Consider the following 21,163-nt stretch of genomic DNA (forward strand, 5'->3'; position numbering starts at 1 on the left):
CGACCGCGCCGCCCCCCGCGCCCGCGCCCGGGCCCGCCCCGACCGGGCCGACGCCCCGACCTACGAACAGCTCTACGCCGAGGCCCGCCGCCGCAACATCCACGGCCGCTCGGAGATGACCAAGTCCGAACTGAAACGAGCCCTCGCCTCCGACTGACCCGCCCGGGTGGGGCCGCCGGGGCGGCCGGCCGCGGCCCGGCCGTGGCGCGGCGCTCGACCCCGACCCCGGGGCGGTGGCCGGCGTCGGCCCGGCCCGGGGGCGGTGGCTGGCGTCGGCCCGCGGGAGGGAGTGGCGGGCCCAGGCCAGGGGCGGGTGCCCGCCCCCGGCCCCGGGGCGGTGGCCGGCGTCGGCCCGCCGGAGGCAGTGGCCGGCCCAGGCCCAGGGGCGGGTGCCCGCCCCCCGCAGTGGCGGCGCTGGGCCCAAGCCCTGGGGCCGATGCCCGGCCCCGCCGCAGCGGCGGCGGCGCTCAGCCTCGTAGCGGGGCGTCCGTGTTCCGTAGGGCCAGGCCCTCGATCTCCCGGCCCCCGAGCACCGCGAGGATCTCGGCGCAGATCGCCAAGGCCGTCTCGGCCGGCGTACGGGCGCCCAGGTCCAGCCCGATCGGCCCGTGCACCAGCGCGATCTGAGCCTCCGGCACCCCTGCGGCCAGCAGGCCCTCGCGGCGCCGGGCGGTGGTGCGGCGCGAGCCGAGCGCGCCGACGTACGGGACCCCTGCGGCCAGGGCCGCCCGCAGCACCGGCACGTCGACGTCGGGCTCGTGCGTGAGCACGACCAGGCAGGCGGCGTCCGCGTGCGCCGCCAGTTCCTTCTCGGCCTCGGCCGCCGCCCCGACCGTCACGGCCTCCCACTCCAGCAGCAGCGCCTGCCGCGTGATGATGTCGGCCAGTTCGCCACCGCCGCACACCACCACGTAGGGCGCCGACGGGTACGCCTCGACCAGCACCAGCCCGGACTCCCCGTACAGCGCGTCCCGGCCCGCGCGGCGCGTGCCCAGCAGCTCCCCGGCCCGCCGCTCGGCATCGTTCGTCGGCGCGTCCACGGCCCGTACGACCACGCTCGTGGCGTGCTCCGCCGGCTCGTCCAGGCGCGTCACCAGCGCCACCCCGGCGCCGCGCTCCAGCAACTCCCACCACTCGGCCGGCACCGCCGCCAGCGGCTGGAGCAGGATCTCGGCCCGTCCGCCGCAGGTCAGCCGGGCCTCCGCGGCCTCGTCGCCGCCCACGGACACCTCGCACACCCGCGCGGTCCGCTCCGCCGGCAACGCCGCCGCCTCCGCGGCCAGCTCCGCGTCGAACACGCCCCGGTACAGGCTGCCCACGCACCCCCCGCGCGGATCCACCAACAGCGCCCCGGCCGGCTCGCGCGGGCCGAACCCCTGCTCGGCCACCGGCCGCGCCAGGAACGCCGTACGCCCCTCGGAAAGCCACTGCCGTGCCGTCTGAGCCAGGTCGCGCATCAGCGCCGCCCCCATCCCGTCCGCGCACGCACACGTCCGCACATGCGCCCATCGGTCCCGCGAACTGCCTGGTCAGCATGCACCGGGTCGGTCCAGGACCAGGCCGCGGGTTCACCCGGATAGTAGGCACCCCCGCCGACCCCACCCAAGGCCCAGATCCGCCGAGCCGCACCACGATCGCTCGTACGGTCCACCATCCCGCCCGGCGCCGCCCGGCCCGGAAGACGGAGGCCGAGGGCGGAGGTCGGAGGCCGGAGGATCACCTCCCGTACACCCCGACGGCCACCTCCACGAACGCCCGCACGGAAGCGCCGGCGGAGGACGAAGGAAGAGGGGAAGCGACATCGCCAGAGAAGGAAGAGGAAGCAGAATCGGCAGAGAAGGAAGAGGAGGAGAAGGAGAAAGAGGAGGAGGGAGACCCCCGCCAGGCGACCACCACTCGGCTGGGTGGCATGTCGGCCAGCGGTACGACGACCAGCCCCTCACCCCCCGGCCCGTGGTCCACCAGGGTCATGCCGACCGTCCCGTTCCACAGCACCGCCTGCCGGCACTCCTGCACCGCCCGTACCACCGGCCCCTCACGCCCCTGCCCGCCGCTCCAATAAGCCTGCCAAAGCGCATCGGTGCCCTCCGGGAACCGGAACCAGCGGCGCCCCGCCAGGTCGGCCAGCTCCAGCCGTTCCCGCCGGGCCAGGGGATCGTCGGCGCGCAGCAGCGCCCCCACCGGATCGGCGCGCAGCTCCCGTACGGCGAGCCCGGTCCGGTCGAACGGCGCCCGGGTCAGGGCCACGTCGACGGCTCCGGCGTGCAGCCCGCAGGTGGGGTCGGTCAGGTCGGCCTCACGGATCCGGACCTCGACGTCCGGATGGCGCCGGCGGAAGGCCTGCGCGAGGGCGGTGGCGTCCGGATCGGAGGCGTCCCCGAGGAAACCGACGGTCAGGGTCCTGGCACCGCCCGCCGCAGCCACCCGCACCCGCTCCCGGACCCGCTCGGCCCGCCCGAGCAACTCCCGCGCCTCGTCCAGGAGTACGGCCCCCACGGCGGTCAGCGCGACCCCCGAAGAGGACCGTACGAACAGCAGCGCCCCGGCCTCGGCCTCCAGCTGCTTGACCGCGCGGCTCAACGCCGGCTGGCTCATGTGCAGCCGCGCAGCGGCGCGTCCGAAGTGCAACTCCTCGGCGACCGCGACGAAATAGCGCAGGGCGCGCAGCTCCATGCAGCCACGATACCCAGCGTGCATCGACCTCCCGGTACAGGCCTTGGACGCCTCCGCGCACCCGCCCGTTGAATCACCACATGACGAACGACGACGAGCCGACGCCGGCAGCAGCACCACCCGGACCGAACCCCCTACCGGCGGTGTCGGTCGTAGGCCCGGACGAAGGCGAAAAGATCGTCCTGGGCACGACCCGCATGCGCATCCTCGAGGACGGCAGCACCACCGGCCACCGCCTCGCCCTGGCCGAGTCCGTCCTCGCCCCGCACACCCCCGGCCCACCCCTGCACCGCCACGCCGAGCACGACGAGGGCTTCTACGTCATCTCCGGCTCGGTCCGCTTCACGGTGGCCTCCGGCCACGTCGACGCCCCCGCAGGCACCCTGGTCATGGTCCCCCCGGGCGCCGCCCACTCCTTCGCCAACGTGACGGACCACCCGGCCGTCATGCTCAGCACCTTCACCCCGGACCTGTACGTCCAGTACTTCCGAGACCTCGAACACCACGTCACCACCACGCCCCCGCCCCCCACCTTGATGACCCGCTACGCGACGACGACGGCAGAGGACGAGGAAGGCGAGCGGGCCGGGCACGACCAAGGAGCCGGACGAGCCAGGAAATCCGCAGACGGCGGAAACGGCCCGAACGGCGCTCGCCAATGACAACGCCGACAACAACGACGGCGACGACCATGGCAACGGCCTACTGGCCCCTGGCCACCCTCCTGGCGGGGTGACCGTGCGGGCCGGATCGGCGCCGCCGCCGACGACCTCGCACGCAACCGGCCGGGTGCTGAACTCATCGGGACCGTCGCGGCGCGAGGGCCGTCGCTCCTGGAGCGTTCCTGGAACAAGTTGCTGCGCCGCTCCACGGAGTGGGACACGTGGTACGCGGGACTGGAAGGGGAACGACGCGCCGGGCGGGAGTGGGAACGGCTCGTCCCGCACGGCTGGCGAGTGCTGCACGGGGTCCCCAAGGCCAATGGCGGGGACATCGACCATGTACTGATCGGGGCCGGCGGGGTCTTCGCGGTCAACACCAAACGGCATCCCGGTGCCTCCGCGTGGGTCGGTGACGACATGGCCAAAGTGAACGGCGGTCCGCCCTTGCCCTATCCGGCCGCCAGTAAGGCCGAAGCGGCTCACGTCCGGCGGGTGCTCGAACGCCACTGCGGCTACGCCGTGCCCGTGGACCCCGTGCTCGTCTTCGTCGGGGTCGAGTCGGTGAGCTCGGCCGCCACCCGGCACGCCGTACGCGTCTACCGGGAACGAGAAGTCGCAGCGCTGGGACCGCTCTCGGGCAAGCTCACCCCGGACCAGGTCGAGCGGGTCTACGCCGTGGCCCGACACCGCCGCGCCTGGCTCCGGCAGTAGGCGAGCTGCTTCGGACGCACGAAGAAACCCCGCGCTCAGCGTTTCCGCTGATCACGGGGTCTTCAGGCACTTCCTGCGAAGTGCCCCCGGCAGGATTCGAACCTGCGCACACGGCTCCGGAGGGCATGATCAGGTATCGGCGGAGACCGGTCCTGACCTGCATGAACAGCCTCTCAAGATCACGCGCGTGTGAAACCCACACGCCAGTCACACGCGAGGGTGCGCCGCGCCCCCCTCAGAAGCTGGCGCGACGGCTTCGGTGGGAGGTGCCGACCGTGCGAAGCTGGGATGGTTGCCCACCGTCGCCAGGGCCCGGGAAAGGGAGGCTGCGTGCCGCAGGCCAGTCCGCGAGGAACCTACTTGCTCATCTCGGAGTCGCTGCGAGCGAGGATCGCAGAGGGCCGCTACGCGGACGGTCTGCCGTCCGAGGCCGAGATCGGGCGCGAGTTCGGGGTGGCTCGTACGACCGTACGGCGAGCCTTGCGCGCCCTGGAGGAATCCGGGGATGTCGCCACGGTCGCCGGGGTCGGCCGGCAGATCTCTGGGGCCACCCAGAGTGCCCCGTACGAGCGGATCATGGCGGACCTGCTGAGGCAGATCCGTGAGGGCACCCTTCCCATCGGCGCCCGTCTGCCCAGCGAGGCCGCGATGGCCGAGACCTACGGGGTCGCCCGCGGCACGGTACGCCGTGCCGTCCGGGAGCTGGAGACGTCCGGGCACGTCCGGGCCCGGCACGGGGTAGGAAGATTCGTCAGCAGCGCCACCTGAATCCCAACGACCTCGGAGGCAAGTACATGCAGCTAGCCAGGTGGGCCCATGACCTCGCGGAGTCGCTGCTCGCCGAGAGCCTGCCGAACCGGTGGGCCCACTCGAAGCGCGTCTATTCGCAGGCCCTGAGTCTGGCCCCGGCTCTTGGGGGCGACGCTGAGCTGTTGGCGGCGGCGGCGATCGTGCACGATGTCGGCTACGCCCGGGCCGCCGTCGACACCGGGCAGCACATGATTGACGGGGCCCGGTACCTGCGCGATGTGGTCGGAGCCGATCCACGACTGTGCAGTCTCGTGGCCTTCCACACGTCGTCGCCGTGGGAGGCGTCCGAGCTTGGGCTGAACGATGCCCTCGCGGAGTTCGGGCCCGCAGAGTCTGCTCTGGTGGATGCCATCACCTTCTGCGACCTCACCAGCAGCCCCACCGGCGCCCTGGTGGACCCCGGCGAGCGCTTGACGGAAGTGCTGGACCGCTACGGCCCTGAGCACGTCGTCTATCGAGCCGTCTCCGCGGCCCGGCCCGAGCTGCTGGCCCGGGTGGCTCGGGTGAGGCAGCGTCGCGCCGAGGCGGAGTGGCCGGCGCTCAGCTGATCCGGGGAACCGGGGACTCCCGGAAGCCCTCTTCGAGGCGCCGGCGCGTGGTCGGCGACATGTCGAGAGCATCGACCTCGGATCGAGGGACCCATCGGACTTCAAGGGATTCGGAACTCACCTTGATCTCGCCGCTGACCGGCCGGGCGCGGAAGCAGAGCGAGAACTCCTGGCGAACCTCGCCGTCCGCGAACGCGATGACGTGCCCTGGGTCGGTGAAAATGCCCACCAGGCCGATGACCTCAACGGTGATGCCGGTCTCTTCCCGGACCTCTCGGACCACCGTTCCCGCGATGTTCTCGCCGATTTCCTGAACGCCTCCCGGCATTCCCCAGCGCCCGTTGTCCGACCTGCGTTCCATCAGGACAGCGCCCGCGTCGTTGACGACGAAGGCCGTGACCGCAGGCACGATGCTGTTGGCTTTCGGGGCGGAAGGGTCGTTGAAGTAGTCGGTGCGGCGGCTCATGGTCACCTTTCGAGGGGGACGGCTTCGGTCCAGACTTTCTCGAAGCTCTGCTGATATGTCGAGACCAGCTCAGCGCCAGCCACTCGGCGCAGGTGGAGAACTGGGGTCAGGGGCGCGCTTACCCCGTACACCTGCGTATTCACCAGCCACTCGTCATCCGAGCGATACAGCGAGTTGTGCAGGGTCGACCTGTGTTGGCGGAACTCGATGCCCGGCACCGAGTAGAGCGGGCGGTACAGCTTCATCACCTCGCGGACCTTGTAGGCCACGCCCTCTCCGATTTCCTCTTCCATGCCGCGGCGCTGGATCTCCGGGCTTTCCGGGTCGCCGAGCAGGATGCGGGCCCGAACTCCCTGAGCGGCCTTCAGCTTGAGGAGCTGCGTCCATCGAGGGTTTTCGGCGAGGAAGACGCCCGCGTGCACCAGTACGCCGATTTCTCGCTCGGCTCTGCCGAACATCTGGAGCCACAGCTCGGCTGGCACGTAGGACCGGTGCGGGTACACCTTCAAGACCTCGGCGTCGGCCGCGTCCTTGCGCTGCGTGTCGGGCAAGCCGTCCGGCCACAGGTACGACTCGTCCTCATGCAGCATGGCCGCGATCGTCAGGCGATGCCTGCGGTACGGCGCCCGACCCTTGGTGATCCAGCGTTCCACGGTCTTGGGGTCCACCCCGACGTGTTCTGCCAGGGCTTCCACGGTGATGCCTTGCGTCAGCATCGCGGATCGCAAGCGCTCGTTAGCCATCCCACCCCCAGGGACGTCCAGGGACGTACTCGACCCCCGGAACGCTACCGAGGACGTCCCAAGTCGTCCAGGGACGCGGTGACTTCGTCCCGACCCCTGACGGCACTCTGAAGGCACATCGAGCGGAACCCCGGTTAAGCGAAGAGCTTGACAAGCGCAATCAGGGCCGCCAATGTGAGATACATGTTCAACCGTGTATCGCATGCGGCGAGACGGCTTCCTGGCTGCTGACCTGCATCGATGCCTGTAGCGAGCCGTGCCCGGAGGGCCCTCGAAAGGGGTCGGAAGGAAGCACTCGATCCTTCAGAACTGAACAGCGTGCCAAGTGAGACGAGGCGGGGCGTGATCCCCGTCCCCGTGGCGACGGGTTGTCGCCGGCGGCCACTTCCTCCGCGTGCTGGCTCTGGAGAACGTCCCCTCGGGGGCGCCACCCGGTACGCGCCGCCCTGCTGGCGTCAGAGCAGTGACGATGACGCGCCCGATTCTCAGGCTCGGGACCGGAGCGCCGTGGCAACGGCGTGCCGGTGAAGCCTCGCCCTTCCGACCTGGAGGCCGCTGTGTTCCTCCGACATCTGCGGGCGCCGACCGTACTGGACCGGTACGGCCGGCCGCGCCCTTCGCGTCACCGTACGGCCGCCGCGCGAGGCGGATCGGGCCCTGGCCCGGTGCCGCTCGCGCGTCCCTCACACCCTTCCGCAGCGCTCGCAGCGCTGCGGCCGGTTGCCTCCCCCGCCCGTCACGTACGGGCGGGGCGTGGGGAGCCGCGCTGTTCGGGTTCCACCTCTGGGGCTGGTCGCCTCTCGCCAAAGACCGCGACCGCCCCGGTGTCCCTTCGACTTCAGGAGAGCAGTGATGCGTGCGTACATCGGCGGCCAGGAGGCCGTCAGCGTCAACGAGTTCATCGAACTGGCCCTGGGCACCCCGCTGGAGCTGTGGCTCGGGGTGGAGGGCGAGAGCGAGGAGGAGCGCGCCGCCCGTCTGGACGCGGCCCGGGACATCCTCGCTGACAACCCCGACCTGCCCGACGACGTGAGCCGGATCGCCGCCCGGGTGATCGAGGTCCGCGCCCCGGAGCTGTTCAACGTCGTCCCGCTCATCAGGCGGCCCGCTGGCCGTCGCCCGGCCCGCTTCGGCAAGGGGGCCGCGGCATGAGCCAGACCCTCACGGCCCTGTCGGCCGCCCTTCCGGTAGCGGCCGGATGGTCCCTGCACAGCCTCCGCTTGCGGCGCCGGATCGAGGCCGCCCGCCGTGACCCGCTGACCGGGTTACTGACGCGGGACGCGTTCGCCGAGCGCGCCACGCGGATGCTGGCCCGGAGGTCCGGCGCGGTCTACGTCATCGACCTCGACCGGTTCAAGGAGATCAACGACACCCACGGGCACGCGGCGGGTGACGCGGTGCTCCGAGTCACCGGGCAGCGGCTGAGCCGCTGGGCGGACGAATACGAGGGCGTGGTTGTCAGGCTCGGCGGGGATGAGTTCGCCGCCGTGGGACGGGTGTTCAGTCGTGAGGATCTGGTCTGGACACTGAACCAGCTGACCAACTGGCTCGAAGCACCGATCGAGGCAGAGGGACACACCTTCTCGGTCGGTGCCTCCATCGGCGCCGTCGACCACGACCCGGCAAGCGGGACGGCTGATGTGTCGGCGCTGCTGCGGCTGGCGGACGAGCAGATGTACCGGGCCAAGCGCGGGGGCGCCCCGTGGCTGAATGCTCTGAGCCGCACCCCGGAACGGGCGACGGTCAACGGTCGCCGCGCCGGCCGTCGTGGGACGGGGGATGCTGCATGAACCGCACTGCTAAGACCCTGCTTGTCGCTGCGCTGGTCGCGGTGGTCGGGATGGCGTTCAGCGTCTCCTGGAACGCGTTGCGGGATGTGGCCCGGGTGATCGGGCTGAACGACACCACGTCGGGGATCTACCCGTTCGTGGTCGACGGGCTGATGGCCCTGGCCCTGGTGGCCGCTCTCGTGCTGACGGGGGCCGATCGGCGGTTCGCGCTGCGGGTGCTGGCTGCGTACACGATCGCGTCACTGGTACTGAACTACGTGCACGGACTGCACGGCCGATCCTCAGCCGACTGGGTCCGCCTTGCCGAGGGCGATCTCCTGAATTGGGTTCTGGTGCTGCTGGCCGCGTCGCTGCCGGTCGGATCGATCTACTTCGGATCCGATCTGGTCGGAAAGGTCCTCCATCACCGACCGCAGACCCGATCGGATGCGGAGAAATTAGCACAGACCGATGCACATCGGTCTATCTCTGACCGGGTGGAGTCGGCCGGTGATGAGGCCACCCCGCCCGCCCTTGCGGTCGTCGCGGAGTCGGCCCCGGCTGTGGAGGCGGTGCCGGATCCGGTCGCGGCCGATGCCGATCCGGTGACCGTGCCGGTCCTGCCGACCGTGGCGGTCGCTGCCGATCGGCCGCGTTCGCGTCGGGCGACTGGTCGGGTTCCGGAGTCGGCCCGGTCGACCCGTACGACCCGATCCCGTGACGAGTTGCTGGCCGAGGCTCGGGCCCTGACTGAGTCGTGGTCGGTGAAGGAGCTGACCGCCGATCGGCTGCGTCAGACATTGCGGACGTCCCCGGCCAACGGCCGGATGCTCCGCGACGTGCTGCGTGCCGAGCGGGAGCAGAACACCGCCGCTGAGGTGGTGATCGCCGGATGAGCCTTCCTGTCTACCCGTGGCGCCTCGCGCCGGACGGGCTGGCCACCCGCCGCCAGCTCCGCGCGGCCGGCCTGCGGCCCGGCGGTCAAGACGTCGTCGCCGAGCTTCAGCGCCCGCGCTTTCGGCGCGCCCCGCTGGTCGCCTACCTCTACCGCGTCGACCTGGCCCGCCCGGTCCGCCCGATGACCGCAGCGAAGCGCGCGGCACTGGACAGGGCGAACGCCGCCCGCCGTACCTGCCCCACCTGCCGGCGCGACGCCGGATACGTCATCCCCGCCTCGCTCGGCGAGTGCGTCCCGTGCGCCTACCCCGACCAGCCCAACGCTGCCTGACCTCGAAGGGTTTCGTCATGCCTGAGATCGCGTTCCTGCTCTTCGTCGGTCACCTGCTCGCCGACTACCCCTTCCAGACCGACCACCAGGCCGCCCACAAGGCCGCATGCGGCCGCACGGGCTGGACCGCCAACCTCACCCACGCCGCCACCCACACCGTGGTGTGTGGGCTGATGCTCGCGGTCGGGTCGCTGGTGCTGGGGTGGCATCTTCCCGTGCTCCGTGCCGTGGTCGCGGTGGTGTGGATCGGGGCGACGCACGCCTTCATCGATCGCCGCTGGCCGGTCGCGGCGTGGATGCGGTTCGCCCGTCAGACCAAGTGGGCCGAGCACGGGGGCGCCGCGCACGTCGACCAGACCGCCCACGTCCTGGCCCTGACCGTGGCCGCGCTCTTCCTCGCTGCCTGAAGCCGACTTCCGAAGGAGCACCGTCCGTGCGTCCCGTCACCGTCTACAGCCTTGCCCTGCGTACCGGGGAGTCCCGCATCATCCGGTGGCGCCCTGAAGCCATCACGACCTTCACGGCCCGGCAGTGCATCCGCCGGGGGCGCCGCAACGACGCGACCGTGAGCGTCTACGAGACCTGCGACCGCAACGGCGTTGCCCTGCATGTCGCGCACGTCCACTACGGCCCCGGCCACTACAGCGGGGCCGACTTCGTCACGGACATCTACGAGATCCCCACCGCCGCCCTGACGGACCTCTAACCGCGGAGGGCACCATGAACCACCTCCCCGAACCCGTTCGCCCGGCCCATGTGGTCCGGCTCGCGGACGGCCGCCACGTCTACGCCGACCAGGTGCCCGCCGCCTACACGGGGCCGCAGGTCGTGCACCAGCACATCCACCAGGCCCCGCCCGACCGCACCGTGCAGCGCATCGCGCTCGGCTCCGGCATCGGAGCTGGCGCGGTCGCGTCCGGCGTCTACTTCGGCCCCCTCCTGGTCGGCGCGCTCACCGCCATCGCCGCGAACCTGGCCTTCCTCGCGTTCCTGGCCCTGATGCTCGGCTGGGGCGTCCACACGGTCGTCAAGTCCGTGGGAAGCCCCGAGGGCGCGGCGGCAGCGAAGAACGTGCGCAAGGCCCGCCGCCGACGCGGCTGACCGGTTGCCCGATCCACCCGGACCCCGTGTCCGGGTGGTGAGGGGAGTCGGGACAGCCCCGGCCCAGGAAGGACACCCGTCATGGCTGGCACCTGGGACGACGTGGAGTTCACCGCCGGTGAGAAGGCCAAGCTCGCCTGGATCGTCGCCCGGATGGCCAAGCGCGGTATCGCCGGGGACAACGTCCACATCGGCGATCTGAAGCGCAGGGCCGACCGGATCGAGAAGACCGCCCGCAAGCGCATGGAGCAGGCGGAGAAGAACGGCCGCAAGTCGAAGTAGCGGTGCCCCCGGGGCGGCCTTCCCGGCCAAGGAACCTGGCCGCCCCGGGGCCCCTGTCCGCTCATCGAGGAGACAAGGACTCTCAGCATGACCGATCAGCACAACCCCTCGCCCCATCTTCGGGCCGTGCCCGACCCGGACACCGAACTGGTCGTGCCGAAGATGGTCGACAACCCCAACCTGCCCGACGCGAAGGTCACCGTGGAGAAGCGCAAGCCGGTCCTTGCGGGCTGGCTGACCAACCGGCGCGACTTCACCGCCACCGCCCGCCACGCGGGCGCCAACCTCGGCTACGCCGCCCTCTTCCACGGCGTACGCGTTCCGGTGTACTCCGCCCGTCTGGCCGCCCGCTCCCCGCGGGGCGCGTGCCGGTTCGTGGCGTCGGTGAACCGGTGGGTGTGGGACCGCGAAGCCGCGCCCCTGCGGGCGTTCGCGGTCCGCAACGAGGACGTCGAGGAGTACATGCGCCTTGCCCGACTTCGGTCCGGCCGCATCCGGCTTCGCGGGCTGGTCACCCTGGTCGCGGCCGTGTTCGGCCTCGGCTTCGCCCTGTGGCTGTACGTCCTGGCCCCTGCCTACCTGTACGCGTTCGCCGCCGGCGGCGTGCTGCTGCTCGGCTTGGGTGGGCAGCAGCCGGATGAGCAGGTCATCGGCCCGGCTGTGCTGAAGACGGAGGTTCAGAAGCTCACGGGGTCGATCGTGCTGCGGGGCCTGGACAGCATCGGCAACGCGAAGATCTGTGCCGCCATCAAGAAGGGCGGGAACATGAACGGCTTGCGGTTCACCTCGGAGATCGTCCGGGACGGGCCCGGCTACCGCGCCGACCTCGACCTTCCCTACGGCGTGACGCCCGAGGACATCATGGAGGCCCGCAAGCCCCTGGCCTCCGGTCTGCGCCGCAAGGTCGGCTGCGTATGGCCGTCCCCCGACCCGTCCGAGCATGAGGGCAGGTTGGTGCTGTGGGTCGGGGACAAGCCGATGAACGAGACCACCAAACCGGCCTGGCCGCTGGCCAAGTCCGGCACGGTGGATCTGTTCAGGCCGGTGGTGTTCGGCAACGACCAGCGCATGCGCGACGTCGCGGTCACGCTGATGTTCGCGTCCGTGGTCGTCGGCTCCATCCCGTGCATGGGCAAGACCTTCCTGATGCGCCTGCTCCTCCTGATCGGCGCACTCGACCCCAGGTCGCAGCTCTACGCGTTCGACTTCAAGGGCACCGGCGACTTCTCCGCGCTGGAGCCGGTCTGCCACCGCTACCGCGCCGGTGAGGAAGACGACGACATCGAATACGTCGTGCAGTCGCTACGGGAGCTGAAGGACGAACTGCGCCGCCGGGCGAAGGTCATCAAGGACCTGCCGCGCTCGCGCTGCCCGGAGTCGAAGGTCACCCCCGACCTGGCCTCGGACAAGTCACTCGGACTGCACCCGATCCTGGTCGGCCTGGACGAATGCCAGGTCGCCTTCGAGCACGAGAAGTACGGCGCCGAGATCGAAGACATCTGCACGGACGTCACCAAGCGCGGCCCCGCCCTCGGCATCATCGGCCTGTTCGGCACCCAGCGCCCCGACGCCAAGTCCCTGCCCACCGGCATCAGCGCCAACGCCGTCCTCCGCTTCGCGCTCAAGGTCATGGGCCAGCCGGCCAACGACATGATCCTTGGCACCTCGATGTACAAGGCCGGGTACCGGGCCACGATGTTCTCCCGCTCCGACCGCGGCATCTGCTGGATGGCCGGTGAAGGAGACGACCCCAAGATCGTGGCTTCCGCGTTCGTGGACGCGGTCGCCGCCGAAGCGATCGTGGCCCGGGCGCGCGCGGCCCGGGAGGAGTACGGCAACGTCACCGGCCACGCCACCGGCCACGGCCCCGAGACCGGCACCGGGGTGGACATCCTCGCCGACGTCCTCAAGGTCATCCCCGCCGCCGAGAAGGCCGTGTGGTGTGAGCGGATCGCCGCCCGCCTCGCCGAGCTGCGCCCGGAGACCTACACCGGCTGGAAGGGCGAAAGCGTCACCGCCGCCCTGAAGCCCTGGGGCATCAAGACCGGACAGGTCTGGGCCCAGGCCGACGACGGCAAGGGCGCCAACCGGCGCGGCATCGAACGCGCCGACATCACCGCCGCCATGGCCCGCCGAGACGCCGACCGGGCCGCCTGAACCACCCCAAGCAGCGGTGCTAGACCTAGCGGCCCACGCTGCTAGGTCTAGCACCCCCGCTAGCACGACAAACCGGCTTTGACCTGGCCTTTAGCGGCTAGCAGCACCTCCGCTCCAACCCCGGAAACCGCCCCTACGACGGGAGTGGACCACCCATGCTCACCGCTAGCGCACTCGCCCTGCTCGCCCTCGGCGCCTACGCCGTCCTGTGCGCCGCCAGCCCCTTCGGCAACTGCCGCAAGTGCGACGGCATCGGCGCCATCCCCACCACCACCCGCACCCACAGGCCCAAGCCGCCGAAGATCTGCCGCCGCTGCCACGGACACGGCAAGCGCCTGCGCATCGGCCGCCGCCTGCACAACCACGGCCGCGACATCCACCACGCCGGCACCCGCCCCAACCCCAGCCAGGGCAGGTAGTCCTCATGGTCATAGCCCTGCTCGCCGTGGCCGCCCTCGCCCTGTACGGGCTGCTGCGCAACGGACACCTGGGATACGGCTCCGCCATCGTCGCCGCCCTCTTCGGGTTCCTCCTCGCCTGCACCCCCATCCGAGAACCCGCCCTGGACGCCCTGCGCGCCCTCATCAACGCCATCCCCAACCTCTAGGGACCGCCCATGTTCGAAATCCGCATCATCTGCGACCCCACCGACGCCAACCGGATCACCACCGACCGCGGCCGGACGTTCGCCACCAGCCCGGCCCGGCGCCTCGCCTCGCGCACCCCGGGCAAGGAGCGGCTGTACTTCACCGCCGAACACCGCCCCGACGACACCCGGCTGTGGCCCTCACCGGAAGCCTCCTACGCCAAGGCCCCGTCCGTGATCAGCGAGATCGGATGGACCGCGCGTCACGTCCGCGACGCACTCGACTCCGCGAACCCGGATCAGGCGCGGGTGTTCTGGCTGCGCAAGGCCGCCCTGCTCGACCGGATCGCCCTGGCCGACGAACGCAACGGCGCGCGCGGTGACGCCCTGGAAGCGGCCATCCAGGCAGCCCATCGGTTCCGCGTCTACGACTCCCGCGGTGACAGCAGGTACCACGGACACCCGCACGACCCGGACAGCGACACCGCGTTCCTGAACCCGCGCGGCTACGTCCGCCAGGAGTACGCCCTCTGGATCGGCAAGCAGTAGCTGTGCCCGGGGCGGTCGCCACTCGCCAAAGACCGCGACCGCCCCGGTTCTCCGTCCCTTCGACAGAAACAGGAGAACCCCCTATGAGTCCTCCCGTCGCATTGCGGCTCGGGTCACTGTGCACCGGTTACGGCGGCCTGGACATGGCCGTACAGCAGGTGCTCGGCGGCACCCTTGAATGGGTCGCGGACAACGACCCCGGAGCCGCCCGCATCCTGGCCCACCACCACCCGCGCGTGCCCAACCTGGGCGACATCACCGCCGTCGACTGGACGGCGGTGCCGCCGGTCGATGTCGTCCTCGGCGGCTACCCGTGCCAGCCGTTCAGCACCGCTGGCCACCGGAAGGGAACCGATGACGCCCGCCACATCTGGCCCGACATCGCCCGTGCCCTTGGCGTTCTTCGACCCCGACTCGCGGTCTTTGAGAACGTCTCAGGGCACCTTTCTCTCGGATTCGACACCGTCCTCGCCGACCTTGCCGCCCTCGGGTTCGATGCGCGCTGGGGCACTGTACGCGCGTCCGCCGTTGGCGCCGCCCACCAGCGCAACCGGCTCTTCGTCCTCGCCTGGCCTGCCGACACCGGCCGCCCGGGACTGGCGCGGTGGGGGACAGAGCGGACAACTCCCCACGGCCGTCACGTCTCTGCTGCCGACCCCATCGACCTCGGAAGCGGCCGGGGCGGGGCACGCGGCGCAGGGCGGGATGAACCTGCGGCACGCCATCTCGCTCCTGCCGACCCCGACGGTCGCGGACTCTCACGGAACCAGGAACGCTACCGCCGACCGGAAGGCGCACAACCCGAACGTGCACCTCGGATGGACGCTCACAGACGTGGCGTACAGCGGCCAGCTACTCCCGACACCTCGGGCCTCGGACGGGGAGAAGGGCGGCCCGAATCAGCGGGGCAGCAAGGGGGACCTCACCCTTCCCTCGGCGGCGCACCGCATTGGGGCGAGTACGGTCCCGCCATCGCTCGGTGGGAGTCCGTCCTCGGACGGACAGCTCCCGGGCCAACTGACGCTCTGGGACGCCTAGCACCACCGTTCGTGGAATGGCTCATGGGCCTTCCCGCCGGCCACGTCACCGACGTACCCGGCCTCTCCCGCACCGCACAGCTCAAGGCACTCGGCAACGGAGTGGTCCCGCAGCAGGCTGTCCACGCCCTCCGTTCCCTTCTCCGCACCACCGGAACGGGAGAGCACGCCAGCGCCGCTTAGAAACGCCCGGGGCGGTCGCCTCTCGCCAAAGACCGCGACCGCCCCGGTTCTCCGTCCCTTCGACAGAAACAGGAGACCCCCAGCATGACACCAACTCTCGCCCCCGCGCTGCTGAGTGCAGCGCTCGCCGCCGCTGAGCGCGGCTGGCCCGTCTTCCCCCTCCGCCCCGGCGACAAGCGGCCCGCGGGCCACCCCGAACGCAACTGCCCCCGTACCGGTCGGTGCGCGGACGGTCACCGCACCCCGGAACAGCGCGCCACCCTGGAGCCGGGACAGATCGCGCAGTGCTGGCAGGCGGCTCCGTACAACGTCGGTATCGCCACGGGCCCCGCCGGACTCCTGGTCGTGGACCTCGATATCCCCAAGGACGCCACCGACACCCCACCGCCCGCATGGGACGGCATGAACGACGGACTCGACGTGTTCGCCGCCCTGTGCGAGCGCGTCGGCGAGCGGCTGCCGACCGAGACGTTCACCGTGCGGACCCGCCGCGGCGGACAGCACCTGTACTTCACCGCCCCCGCCGGAAAGCAGCTACGTGGGAGCGCGGGGCGGCTTGGGTGGAAGGTCGACACGCGAGCCTGGGGCGGGTACGTGGTCGCGGCCGGCAGCATCGTCGGCGGAGCGCCGTACGAGATCATTCACGACGCGCCCCCGGCCCCCCTCCCCACGTGGCTCTGTGACCTGCTCACCCCGCCGCCCGCACCCGCCCCCCTCAGCGCGGCCGTCATCCGGTCCCGGATCGGACGGGCCGACCGCTACGCGGCCGCGGCCCTGAACGGCGAGGTCGCCAAGCTGCAAGCCGCTGCTACGGGCACCCAGAACACCATGCTGTACAACGCGGCGTACGCCCTCGGCAGGCTCATCGCGGCCGGAACCCTCACCGAGCAGGAAGTCACCGACACGCTCACGGGGGTCGCCCTCGCCAAGGGGCTGGCGCCGTCCCGCGTCGCGGCCAGCATCCGCGACGGCATCCGCCGCAGCGGCCGCAACGCCGCCGGGGTGGCGGCATGACCCCCACGGACAACCCGAGCCCCGCCGCATCCACCGCAGCCCACGGCGGCTGTAGCGCGCTGAAGGTCGTCGGCCGTCAGGCCGTCCTTTCAGCCCTTCGCCGTGACCCGCAGGAAGGCAGGACCGCCGCATGACCGCACAGCCCACCGACGCCGACCTTTGGGCTGGCTTCGACGCCCTTGCCGCCGAGGACTTGACCGGGCCGGTCTGGGACGAGCCGGTACCGCTCACCGGCCGCCGTGACCTGCCCCCCTTCCCCGTGGACGCCCTCCCGCCGTGGCTGTCCGCGATGGTGGCCGCCGTAGCCGAGGAGACCCAGACACCCGCCGACCTCGCCGGATGCCTGGCCCTCGCGGTCATTGCCACGGCGGCCGGCGGACGGGCCACCGTCTGCGTGCGCGGCCGGTGGCGCGAGCCGGTCAACCTTTACACCGCCGTCGCGCTGGACCCGGGTAACCGGAAGAGCGCAGTGTTCGCCCTCATGACGGAACCGCTCATGGCCGTGGAGAAGGCGCTCGTGGAACTCTCGGGACCGGCACGCGCCGAGGCCGAGACCACCGCCCGACTCGCCAAGGCCGCGGCCGACAAAGCAGCGGCCAAGGCCGCGAACGCCGAAGCAGGGATGCGGGATCAGCTCACCGCCGAGGCCGTCGCCCTCGCCCAGGCCGCCGAGGAGATCAAGGTTCCCTGCAAGCCGCAGCTTGTCGCGGACGACGTGACCCCGGAGAACCTGGCCACGCTCCTCACCGAACAGGAGGGACGGATCTCCGTCCTCTCCCCGGAGGGCGGCATCTTCGACATCATCGCGGGCCGCTACAGCGGAGCGCCCAACATGGAGATCTTCCTGAAGGGCCATGCCGGGGACATGGTGCGGGTCAACCGGCAGGGCCGCGAGGCCCAGCACATCGAACACCCTGCGGTGACGATGGGGCTGGCCGTACAGCCCGAAGTGCTGGAGTCCATCGGGCAGATCAAAGGCGCCGACGGCCGCGGACTCCTGGCCCGCTTCCTGTACGCGCAGCCCGAATCTCTGGTCGGTCGGCGGAACCTCACGCCGGACCTCATCCCGGACGATGTGGCCGAGGCCTACACCCGCCACCTCGGGGGCTTGGCCATGGCGATGAACGGCTGGACCGACCCGGCGGTGCTCACCCTCTCGCCCGAGGCCGACGCGGTCATGCTCGCGTACCAGAAGGTCACCGAGTCCCGGATCGGCAAAGGCGGCTCGCTCGCCGCCATCGTGAAGTGGGCCAGCAAGCGAGACGGAGCGGTCGCCCGTATTGCTGGGCTGCTCCACCTCGCGACGCACACCGACAACGGATGGACGCGCCCGATCGAGGCCGCCACGCTCGCCGACGCGGCCCGCCTTGGGGACTACTTCACGGCGCACGCCCAGCACGTGTTCGACGCCATGGGAGCGGACCCCGCCCAGGAAGCCGCTCACCAGGTCCTCGCCCACATCCGGGACGCCCGGCTGACCGGCTTCACCAAGCGGGATCTGTTCCGGCAGCTCTCCCGCGGGGACTTCCCGGCCATGGCCGACCTCGACCCCGCCTTGGCCCTGCTGGAGGAACACGGCTGGCTGCGACAGCAGCCCCCGCCCCCGCGCACCGGACGCGGAGGCCGGCCGCCCTCCCCGAAGTACGACGCGCACCCCCGCCTCGCCCGAGGCGAGTGACACAAGCCCAGCCGGACCGACACAACTGACAGAACCCCAGCCTTGCCCCGCTGACCTGCGTGAACGCTGTTCGTGAGCGCCGTGACAAAACCTCCGGAAACTCCGACAGAACTCACCCTCTGGGTTCGCTAGAGACCGGAGCCGGAGGTTCTGTCAGAGTTTTCAAAGGTTCTGTCACGGCCCTCGAAATCGCTGAAATAGCAGGTCAGTGGGCGTGTGGGGCAGGTTCTGCCGGTTCTGTCAGTGACTCCGGTGTTTCTCGCCCACAGCTCTCTGCTTCTCGAAGGAGCCTCACCGTGGCCAAGCCCCGCGACGAAATGCTGACCATCCCCCAAGTAGTCGAAGAGATCGGCGTGCCGCTCGCAACGTTCTACCGCTGGCGGCAGTGCAGGAAGGGCCCCAAGGCCATCAAGCTCCCGAACGGCTCGGTGCGAATCCGGCGATCGGAATTGGAGCGCTGGATCGCAACCCTGGAGGAAGCCGCGTGAACAACCGCAAGACCAAGCAGGTGCCGGGCCCCCGCGATGGTGGGGACCCGGGACCGCCGGCCGAACTCACCCTGACAACGGATGTTCGGATCTGGAAGATCACTAAGATTTCCAGCAAATCAGCCCCGTACCAACTGCGCTGGGTCGTTGCCGGGAAGGTGCGGCACGCCACCTTCGCCACGGTGGCGCTCGCTGAGAGCCGCCGCGCGGAATTGTGGGCCGCGATGACCAAGGGCCAGCCGTTCGACGTGGAATCGGGCCTGCCGGAGTCCGAACTCCGCGCGGCTGCGGCCAAGGAGAACACCAGGCCGGACCCCACCTGGTGGGACTTCAGCCGCGAGTACATGGCGGTCCGGTGGCGGACGGCCGCGGCGAAGACCCGCGAGGGGCTGGCTGACAGCCTCGCCACGGTGGCCATCGCCATGATGGGTGACGGAGCCAAGGCTCCGACGCCGGAAGAGGTGCGGCTGGCTGTGCGCTGGGCGGTCGTCCCGGCCCACCAGGGCGAGGAGCCCCCGCCCGAGCTGGTGGCGCCCTGTACGTGGCTCTCGCACCGCTCGCGGCCCCTCTCGGACCTCACAGATCCGAAGGTGCTGCGGGACGTCCAGTACCGGCTCTCCTTCAAGCTGGACGACACCCCGGCGGCCGGGGAGACCTACAAGCGGCGTCGGCGCGGTTTCAACACGGCCATGGAGTACGCGATCGAGTCGGGCTACCTGGACGCGAACCCGCTCGCCAGCGTGAAGCGGTCCGTCTCCAAGAGCGACGATGTGGTGGACCCCAGGGTCCTGGTCAACGCCGCCCAAGGGACGCAGCTCCTCACCGCCGTCTCCTACGTCGGATCCATCCACCGGAACCGAGGACGGAGGTTGGTCGCGTTCTTCGGCTGCCAGCTGTACGCGGCGATGCGGCCGGCGGAGGCGGTCGGGCTGAGGCAGGAGGACTGCTACCTGCCCGAGAAGGGGTGGGGCACCCTCACGCTCCGAGAGACGCGGCCGGTATCCGGCAAGAAGTGGACCGACTCCGGGCATCGCCACGACAGGCGGGGGCTCAAGTCGCGCGAGGTCAAGGCCGACCGTCCGGTGCCCATACCGCCGATCCTGGTAGCGATGCTCCGCGATCACATCAAGGAGTTCGGGACGGCCAAGGACGGCAGGCTCTTTGCCAACGAGCGTGGGGGAGTGCTCGGAACATCCAGCTATTGGAGGGTCTGGCAGGAAGCGCGGCTACTGGCCCTCCCGCCAGACAAAGCCATGTCACTGCTGGCTCGTCGGCCGTATGACCTGAGGCATACCTGCATCACGAACTGGCTGAACGCTGGTGTTCCGGTAGCTGAAGTTGCCCGCCGAGCCGGGAATTCTCCGGAAGTGATCCACCGGCGCTATGAAGGGTGTATCGACGGGCACGAGGAACTCAACAATGCGAAGATCACGAAAGCGATGGGGTGGGGGGAGTGATGAGAGTGATCGCGTTCGGCACCCGGGGCATCTACTTCAACCAGTCCTCGATTAGGGGAGCGAGATATGACGTCAGGATAGCGGCAACAGCGGCCGCACCGAGGGCGAACACGTTTCCGCGGGACCTCGTGCGAACCATCGTGCCAGTGAGATATATGTCTTCGGCTTCCGTAACTGTTACATCAATCAGCGAGTGCTGACAGGAAAATGTGGGCCTGCCGTCGACGAGGAGCAGGTATGTGACCTGACTCCCGCGTCCGATCCGGCCGGGGCCGATTCGAAGCTCGGATCCATCCACTGCCGAGGGTGGAGCTTGTGCAGTAGCAGGTTTCACTTCGGTGCTCAGGACATCAAGGATCGGCACCCCAAGATTCATCCGCAGGGGTGTTCCCTGGTCGAAAGCTGCACTGGCGACGTCTCGCCGACTTGAGTTGCGGACTAGCACCCGGACCAAACGGGGATCTGCCAGGGTCGAGCCATTCCGGAGCACTTCGAGGTGGCCGCTCAGGGTGCGGTGGTCGCGCAGGAGGGGGGTGTCCTTCATCCAGAACTCTATGCGTCGCTTCGGGTTAGCGGCGCGGAGCGCGGCCCACATGGTGCCCGCGCCGACGAGGAGGGCGGCCACAACGGCGCCCGCAGCCCAGAATGTCCCAGACTTGTAGAAGGGATCTGATGCACTGAGAAGCATGACGTGATCCAAGCAGGTGCCCGAGAGGTCCGCGCGGTGTTTCGCTTGCTTCGGCGACGCCTCACACGCCCCTCACACGGGACCAGTGCGTAACAACGACAAAAGCCCGGACTCAGTGGGACTGAGTCCGGGCTTTTGTTCTTGGCACTTCAGCAGGTCAGCGACTTGATCGCGCTGTGCTTGCTGGAGTGCCCCCGGCAGGATTCGAACCTGCGCACACGGCTCCGGAGGCCGTTGCTCTATCCCCTGAGCTACGGGGGCGGGGGTCGCGCTCTCGCGGCGACGGGTAGAACACTACCAGCTCCGTGGGGGTGATCAGGAACGGGTTTGGGG

The 21,163-nt window shown here is 70.4% G+C and carries 26 protein-coding genes, 1 tRNA gene and 2 pseudogenes; 23 read left to right on the top strand and 6 right to left on the bottom strand.

Going from position 1 to position 21,163, the window contains the following annotated elements; all coding sequences use genetic code 11:
• A pseudogene (locus EF918_RS38220) lies at positions 1 to 157 on the top strand (plasmid stabilization protein); the annotation flags it as partial.
• A gap of 310 nt (positions 158 to 467) precedes the next feature.
• On the opposite strand, the gene EF918_RS17110 reads toward EF918_RS38220, so the two are convergent.
• Together EF918_RS17110 and EF918_RS17115 are read right to left on the bottom strand one after the other, a co-directional pair.
• Entirely contained in the window at positions 468 to 1,457 is a 990-nt protein-coding gene (locus EF918_RS17110; RefSeq protein WP_125646555.1) for an XdhC family protein, read from the bottom strand.
• A gap of 259 nt (positions 1,458 to 1,716) precedes the next feature.
• Positions 1,717 to 2,673 (bottom strand): LysR substrate-binding domain-containing protein, encoded by a 957-nt coding sequence (locus EF918_RS17115; protein ID WP_125646557.1) that lies wholly within the window; start codon positions 2,671 to 2,673, stop codon positions 1,717 to 1,719.
• An 80-nt stretch (positions 2,674 to 2,753) separates the two neighbouring features.
• Between EF918_RS17115 and EF918_RS17120 the strand changes: the two genes are divergently transcribed.
• The 4 genes from EF918_RS17120 to EF918_RS17135 all read left to right on the top strand — a co-directional run bounded on the left by EF918_RS17120 (position 2,754) and on the right by EF918_RS17135 (position 5,404).
• Positions 2,754 to 3,335, top strand: coding sequence for a cupin domain-containing protein (locus tag EF918_RS17120; protein WP_125646559.1), 582 nt, complete (start codon positions 2,754 to 2,756; stop codon positions 3,333 to 3,335).
• A gap of 192 nt (positions 3,336 to 3,527) precedes the next feature.
• Positions 3,528 to 4,046, top strand: coding sequence for a nuclease-related domain-containing protein (locus EF918_RS17125; RefSeq protein WP_260610286.1), 519 nt, complete (start codon positions 3,528 to 3,530; stop codon positions 4,044 to 4,046).
• Between the two features lie 360 nt (positions 4,047 to 4,406).
• On the top strand, positions 4,407 to 4,814 hold the full coding sequence (locus EF918_RS17130) for a GntR family transcriptional regulator (protein WP_221889719.1): 408 nt from the start codon (positions 4,407 to 4,409) through the stop codon (positions 4,812 to 4,814).
• 26 nt (positions 4,815 to 4,840) lie between these two features.
• A complete protein-coding gene (locus EF918_RS17135; protein ID WP_125646565.1) occupies positions 4,841 to 5,404 on the top strand; it encodes an HD domain-containing protein in 564 nt (187 codons plus the stop codon).
• Here EF918_RS17135 and EF918_RS17140 read toward each other — a convergent pair.
• Together EF918_RS17140 and EF918_RS17145 are read right to left on the bottom strand one after the other, a co-directional pair.
• Positions 5,397 to 5,870 (bottom strand): NUDIX domain-containing protein, encoded by a 474-nt coding sequence (locus EF918_RS17140; RefSeq protein WP_125646567.1) that lies wholly within the window; start codon positions 5,868 to 5,870, stop codon positions 5,397 to 5,399. The genes EF918_RS17135 and EF918_RS17140 overlap by 8 nt on opposite strands.
• Positions 5,871 to 5,872: 2 nt before the next feature.
• Complete coding sequence (locus EF918_RS17145) at positions 5,873 to 6,613, bottom strand: helix-turn-helix transcriptional regulator (RefSeq protein WP_125646569.1); 741 nt, start codon at positions 6,611 to 6,613, stop codon at positions 5,873 to 5,875.
• 852 nt (positions 6,614 to 7,465) lie between these two features.
• On the opposite strand from EF918_RS17145, the gene EF918_RS17150 reads away from it, so the two are divergent.
• From EF918_RS17150 to EF918_RS17230, 18 genes and pseudogenes are all read left to right on the top strand, one after another.
• Positions 7,466 to 7,765 carry a hypothetical protein gene (locus EF918_RS17150; protein WP_125646572.1) on the top strand — a complete coding sequence of 100 codons (300 nt, stop codon included), beginning with the start codon at positions 7,466 to 7,468 and terminating at the stop codon, positions 7,763 to 7,765.
• Complete coding sequence (locus tag EF918_RS17155; protein ID WP_125646575.1) at positions 7,762 to 8,403, top strand: GGDEF domain-containing protein; 642 nt, start codon at positions 7,762 to 7,764, stop codon at positions 8,401 to 8,403. The genes EF918_RS17150 and EF918_RS17155 overlap by 4 nt, the downstream gene beginning before the upstream one ends.
• Positions 8,400 to 9,278 (top strand): DUF2637 domain-containing protein, encoded by an 879-nt coding sequence (locus EF918_RS17160; RefSeq protein ID WP_125646578.1) that lies wholly within the window; start codon positions 8,400 to 8,402, stop codon positions 9,276 to 9,278. The genes EF918_RS17155 and EF918_RS17160 overlap by 4 nt, the downstream gene beginning before the upstream one ends.
• Entirely contained in the window at positions 9,275 to 9,610 is a 336-nt protein-coding gene (locus tag EF918_RS17165; protein WP_125646581.1) for an RRQRL motif-containing zinc-binding protein, read from the top strand. Before EF918_RS17160 ends, EF918_RS17165 begins: the two co-directional genes overlap by 4 nt.
• Positions 9,611 to 9,627: 17 nt before the next feature.
• Positions 9,628 to 10,017, top strand: a complete 390-nt coding sequence (locus EF918_RS17170) for a DUF3307 domain-containing protein (protein WP_125646584.1) — start codon at positions 9,628 to 9,630, stop codon at positions 10,015 to 10,017.
• Positions 10,018 to 10,043: 26 nt separating this feature from the next.
• Positions 10,044 to 10,316 (top strand): hypothetical protein, encoded by a 273-nt coding sequence (locus EF918_RS17175; RefSeq protein WP_125646587.1) that lies wholly within the window; start codon positions 10,044 to 10,046, stop codon positions 10,314 to 10,316.
• Positions 10,317 to 10,330: 14 nt separating this feature from the next.
• Positions 10,331 to 10,711: a DUF6251 family protein gene (locus tag EF918_RS17180; RefSeq protein WP_125646590.1), complete on the top strand. Its 381-nt coding sequence runs from the start codon at positions 10,331 to 10,333 to the stop codon at positions 10,709 to 10,711.
• Between the two features lie 81 nt (positions 10,712 to 10,792).
• A complete protein-coding gene (locus EF918_RS17185; RefSeq protein ID WP_125646593.1) occupies positions 10,793 to 10,993 on the top strand; it encodes a DUF6257 family protein in 201 nt (66 codons plus the stop codon).
• An 87-nt stretch (positions 10,994 to 11,080) separates the two neighbouring features.
• A complete protein-coding gene (locus tag EF918_RS17190; protein WP_125646596.1) occupies positions 11,081 to 13,150 on the top strand; it encodes a cell division protein FtsK in 2,070 nt (689 codons plus the stop codon).
• Between the two features lie 155 nt (positions 13,151 to 13,305).
• The gene (locus EF918_RS17195) at positions 13,306 to 13,569 is read left to right on the top strand and encodes a hypothetical protein (protein ID WP_125646599.1); all 264 of its coding nucleotides are present in this window, start codon (positions 13,306 to 13,308) and stop codon (positions 13,567 to 13,569) included.
• A 5-nt stretch (positions 13,570 to 13,574) separates the two neighbouring features.
• Positions 13,575 to 13,757, top strand: coding sequence for a hypothetical protein (locus tag EF918_RS17200; RefSeq protein WP_125646602.1), 183 nt, complete (start codon positions 13,575 to 13,577; stop codon positions 13,755 to 13,757).
• Positions 13,758 to 13,766: 9 nt separating this feature from the next.
• The gene (locus EF918_RS17205; protein ID WP_125646605.1) at positions 13,767 to 14,285 is read left to right on the top strand and encodes a hypothetical protein; all 519 of its coding nucleotides are present in this window, start codon (positions 13,767 to 13,769) and stop codon (positions 14,283 to 14,285) included.
• A gap of 143 nt (positions 14,286 to 14,428) precedes the next feature.
• Positions 14,429 to 14,806, top strand: a pseudogene (locus EF918_RS38225) (DNA cytosine methyltransferase); the annotation flags it as partial.
• Between the two features lie 540 nt (positions 14,807 to 15,346).
• Complete coding sequence (locus EF918_RS38230; protein ID WP_260610290.1) at positions 15,347 to 15,505, top strand: hypothetical protein; 159 nt, start codon at positions 15,347 to 15,349, stop codon at positions 15,503 to 15,505.
• Between the two features lie 84 nt (positions 15,506 to 15,589).
• Complete coding sequence (locus tag EF918_RS17215; protein WP_125646611.1) at positions 15,590 to 16,519, top strand: bifunctional DNA primase/polymerase; 930 nt, start codon at positions 15,590 to 15,592, stop codon at positions 16,517 to 16,519.
• 130 nt (positions 16,520 to 16,649) lie between these two features.
• Positions 16,650 to 18,197 carry a YfjI family protein gene (locus EF918_RS17220; RefSeq protein WP_125646614.1) on the top strand — a complete coding sequence of 516 codons (1,548 nt, stop codon included), beginning with the start codon at positions 16,650 to 16,652 and terminating at the stop codon, positions 18,195 to 18,197.
• A 296-nt stretch (positions 18,198 to 18,493) separates the two neighbouring features.
• A complete protein-coding gene (locus EF918_RS17225) occupies positions 18,494 to 18,685 on the top strand; it encodes an AlpA family transcriptional regulator (RefSeq protein ID WP_125646617.1) in 192 nt (63 codons plus the stop codon).
• Entirely contained in the window at positions 18,682 to 20,142 is a 1,461-nt protein-coding gene (locus tag EF918_RS17230; protein ID WP_312847835.1) for a site-specific integrase, read from the top strand. The genes EF918_RS17225 and EF918_RS17230 overlap by 4 nt, the downstream gene beginning before the upstream one ends.
• Before the next feature lie 31 nt (positions 20,143 to 20,173).
• On the opposite strand, the gene EF918_RS17235 is transcribed toward EF918_RS17230, so the two are convergent.
• Positions 20,174 to 20,830: a hypothetical protein gene (locus EF918_RS17235; protein ID WP_125646620.1), complete on the bottom strand. Its 657-nt coding sequence runs from the start codon at positions 20,828 to 20,830 to the stop codon at positions 20,174 to 20,176.
• Between the two features lie 189 nt (positions 20,831 to 21,019).
• Positions 21,020 to 21,091, bottom strand: a tRNA-Arg gene (locus EF918_RS17240).
• Positions 21,092 to 21,163: the final 72 nt, after the last annotated feature.

This window comes from Streptomyces sp. WAC06614, from assembly GCF_003949795.1.
Taxonomy (GTDB): Bacteria; Actinomycetota; Actinomycetes; order Streptomycetales; family Streptomycetaceae; genus Streptomyces.

What these genes read in the sequence shown, in the direction of transcription:
- EF918_RS17110 (WP_125646555.1), bottom strand. Translation starts at nt 1,457, where the DNA reads ATGCGCGACCTGGCTCAGACGGCACGGCAGTGGCTTTCCGAGGGGCGT.
- EF918_RS17115 (WP_125646557.1), bottom strand. Translation starts at nt 2,673, where the DNA reads ATGGAGCTGCGCGCCCTGCGCTATTTCGTCGCGGTCGCCGAGGAGTTG.
- EF918_RS17120 (WP_125646559.1), top strand. Translation starts at nt 2,754, where the DNA reads ATGACGAACGACGACGAGCCGACGCCGGCAGCAGCACCACCCGGACCG.
- EF918_RS17135 (WP_125646565.1), top strand. Translation starts at nt 4,841, where the DNA reads ATGCAGCTAGCCAGGTGGGCCCATGACCTCGCGGAGTCGCTGCTCGCC.
- EF918_RS17140 (WP_125646567.1), bottom strand. Translation starts at nt 5,870, where the DNA reads ATGAGCCGCCGCACCGACTACTTCAACGACCCTTCCGCCCCGAAAGCC.
- EF918_RS17145 (WP_125646569.1), bottom strand. Translation starts at nt 6,613, where the DNA reads ATGGCTAACGAGCGCTTGCGATCCGCGATGCTGACGCAAGGCATCACC.
- EF918_RS17150 (WP_125646572.1), top strand. Translation starts at nt 7,466, where the DNA reads ATGCGTGCGTACATCGGCGGCCAGGAGGCCGTCAGCGTCAACGAGTTC.
- EF918_RS17155 (WP_125646575.1), top strand. Translation starts at nt 7,762, where the DNA reads ATGAGCCAGACCCTCACGGCCCTGTCGGCCGCCCTTCCGGTAGCGGCC.
- EF918_RS17160 (WP_125646578.1), top strand. Translation starts at nt 8,400, where the DNA reads ATGAACCGCACTGCTAAGACCCTGCTTGTCGCTGCGCTGGTCGCGGTG.
- EF918_RS17165 (WP_125646581.1), top strand. Translation starts at nt 9,275, where the DNA reads ATGAGCCTTCCTGTCTACCCGTGGCGCCTCGCGCCGGACGGGCTGGCC.
- EF918_RS17170 (WP_125646584.1), top strand. Translation starts at nt 9,628, where the DNA reads ATGCCTGAGATCGCGTTCCTGCTCTTCGTCGGTCACCTGCTCGCCGAC.
- EF918_RS17180 (WP_125646590.1), top strand. Translation starts at nt 10,331, where the DNA reads ATGAACCACCTCCCCGAACCCGTTCGCCCGGCCCATGTGGTCCGGCTC.
- EF918_RS17185 (WP_125646593.1), top strand. Translation starts at nt 10,793, where the DNA reads ATGGCTGGCACCTGGGACGACGTGGAGTTCACCGCCGGTGAGAAGGCC.
- EF918_RS17190 (WP_125646596.1), top strand. Translation starts at nt 11,081, where the DNA reads ATGACCGATCAGCACAACCCCTCGCCCCATCTTCGGGCCGTGCCCGAC.
- EF918_RS17195 (WP_125646599.1), top strand. Translation starts at nt 13,306, where the DNA reads ATGCTCACCGCTAGCGCACTCGCCCTGCTCGCCCTCGGCGCCTACGCC.
- EF918_RS17200 (WP_125646602.1), top strand. Translation starts at nt 13,575, where the DNA reads ATGGTCATAGCCCTGCTCGCCGTGGCCGCCCTCGCCCTGTACGGGCTG.
- EF918_RS17205 (WP_125646605.1), top strand. Translation starts at nt 13,767, where the DNA reads ATGTTCGAAATCCGCATCATCTGCGACCCCACCGACGCCAACCGGATC.
- EF918_RS38230 (WP_260610290.1), top strand. Translation starts at nt 15,347, where the DNA reads ATGGGCCTTCCCGCCGGCCACGTCACCGACGTACCCGGCCTCTCCCGC.
- EF918_RS17215 (WP_125646611.1), top strand. Translation starts at nt 15,590, where the DNA reads ATGACACCAACTCTCGCCCCCGCGCTGCTGAGTGCAGCGCTCGCCGCC.
- EF918_RS17220 (WP_125646614.1), top strand. Translation starts at nt 16,650, where the DNA reads ATGACCGCACAGCCCACCGACGCCGACCTTTGGGCTGGCTTCGACGCC.
- EF918_RS17235 (WP_125646620.1), bottom strand. Translation starts at nt 20,830, where the DNA reads ATGCTTCTCAGTGCATCAGATCCCTTCTACAAGTCTGGGACATTCTGG.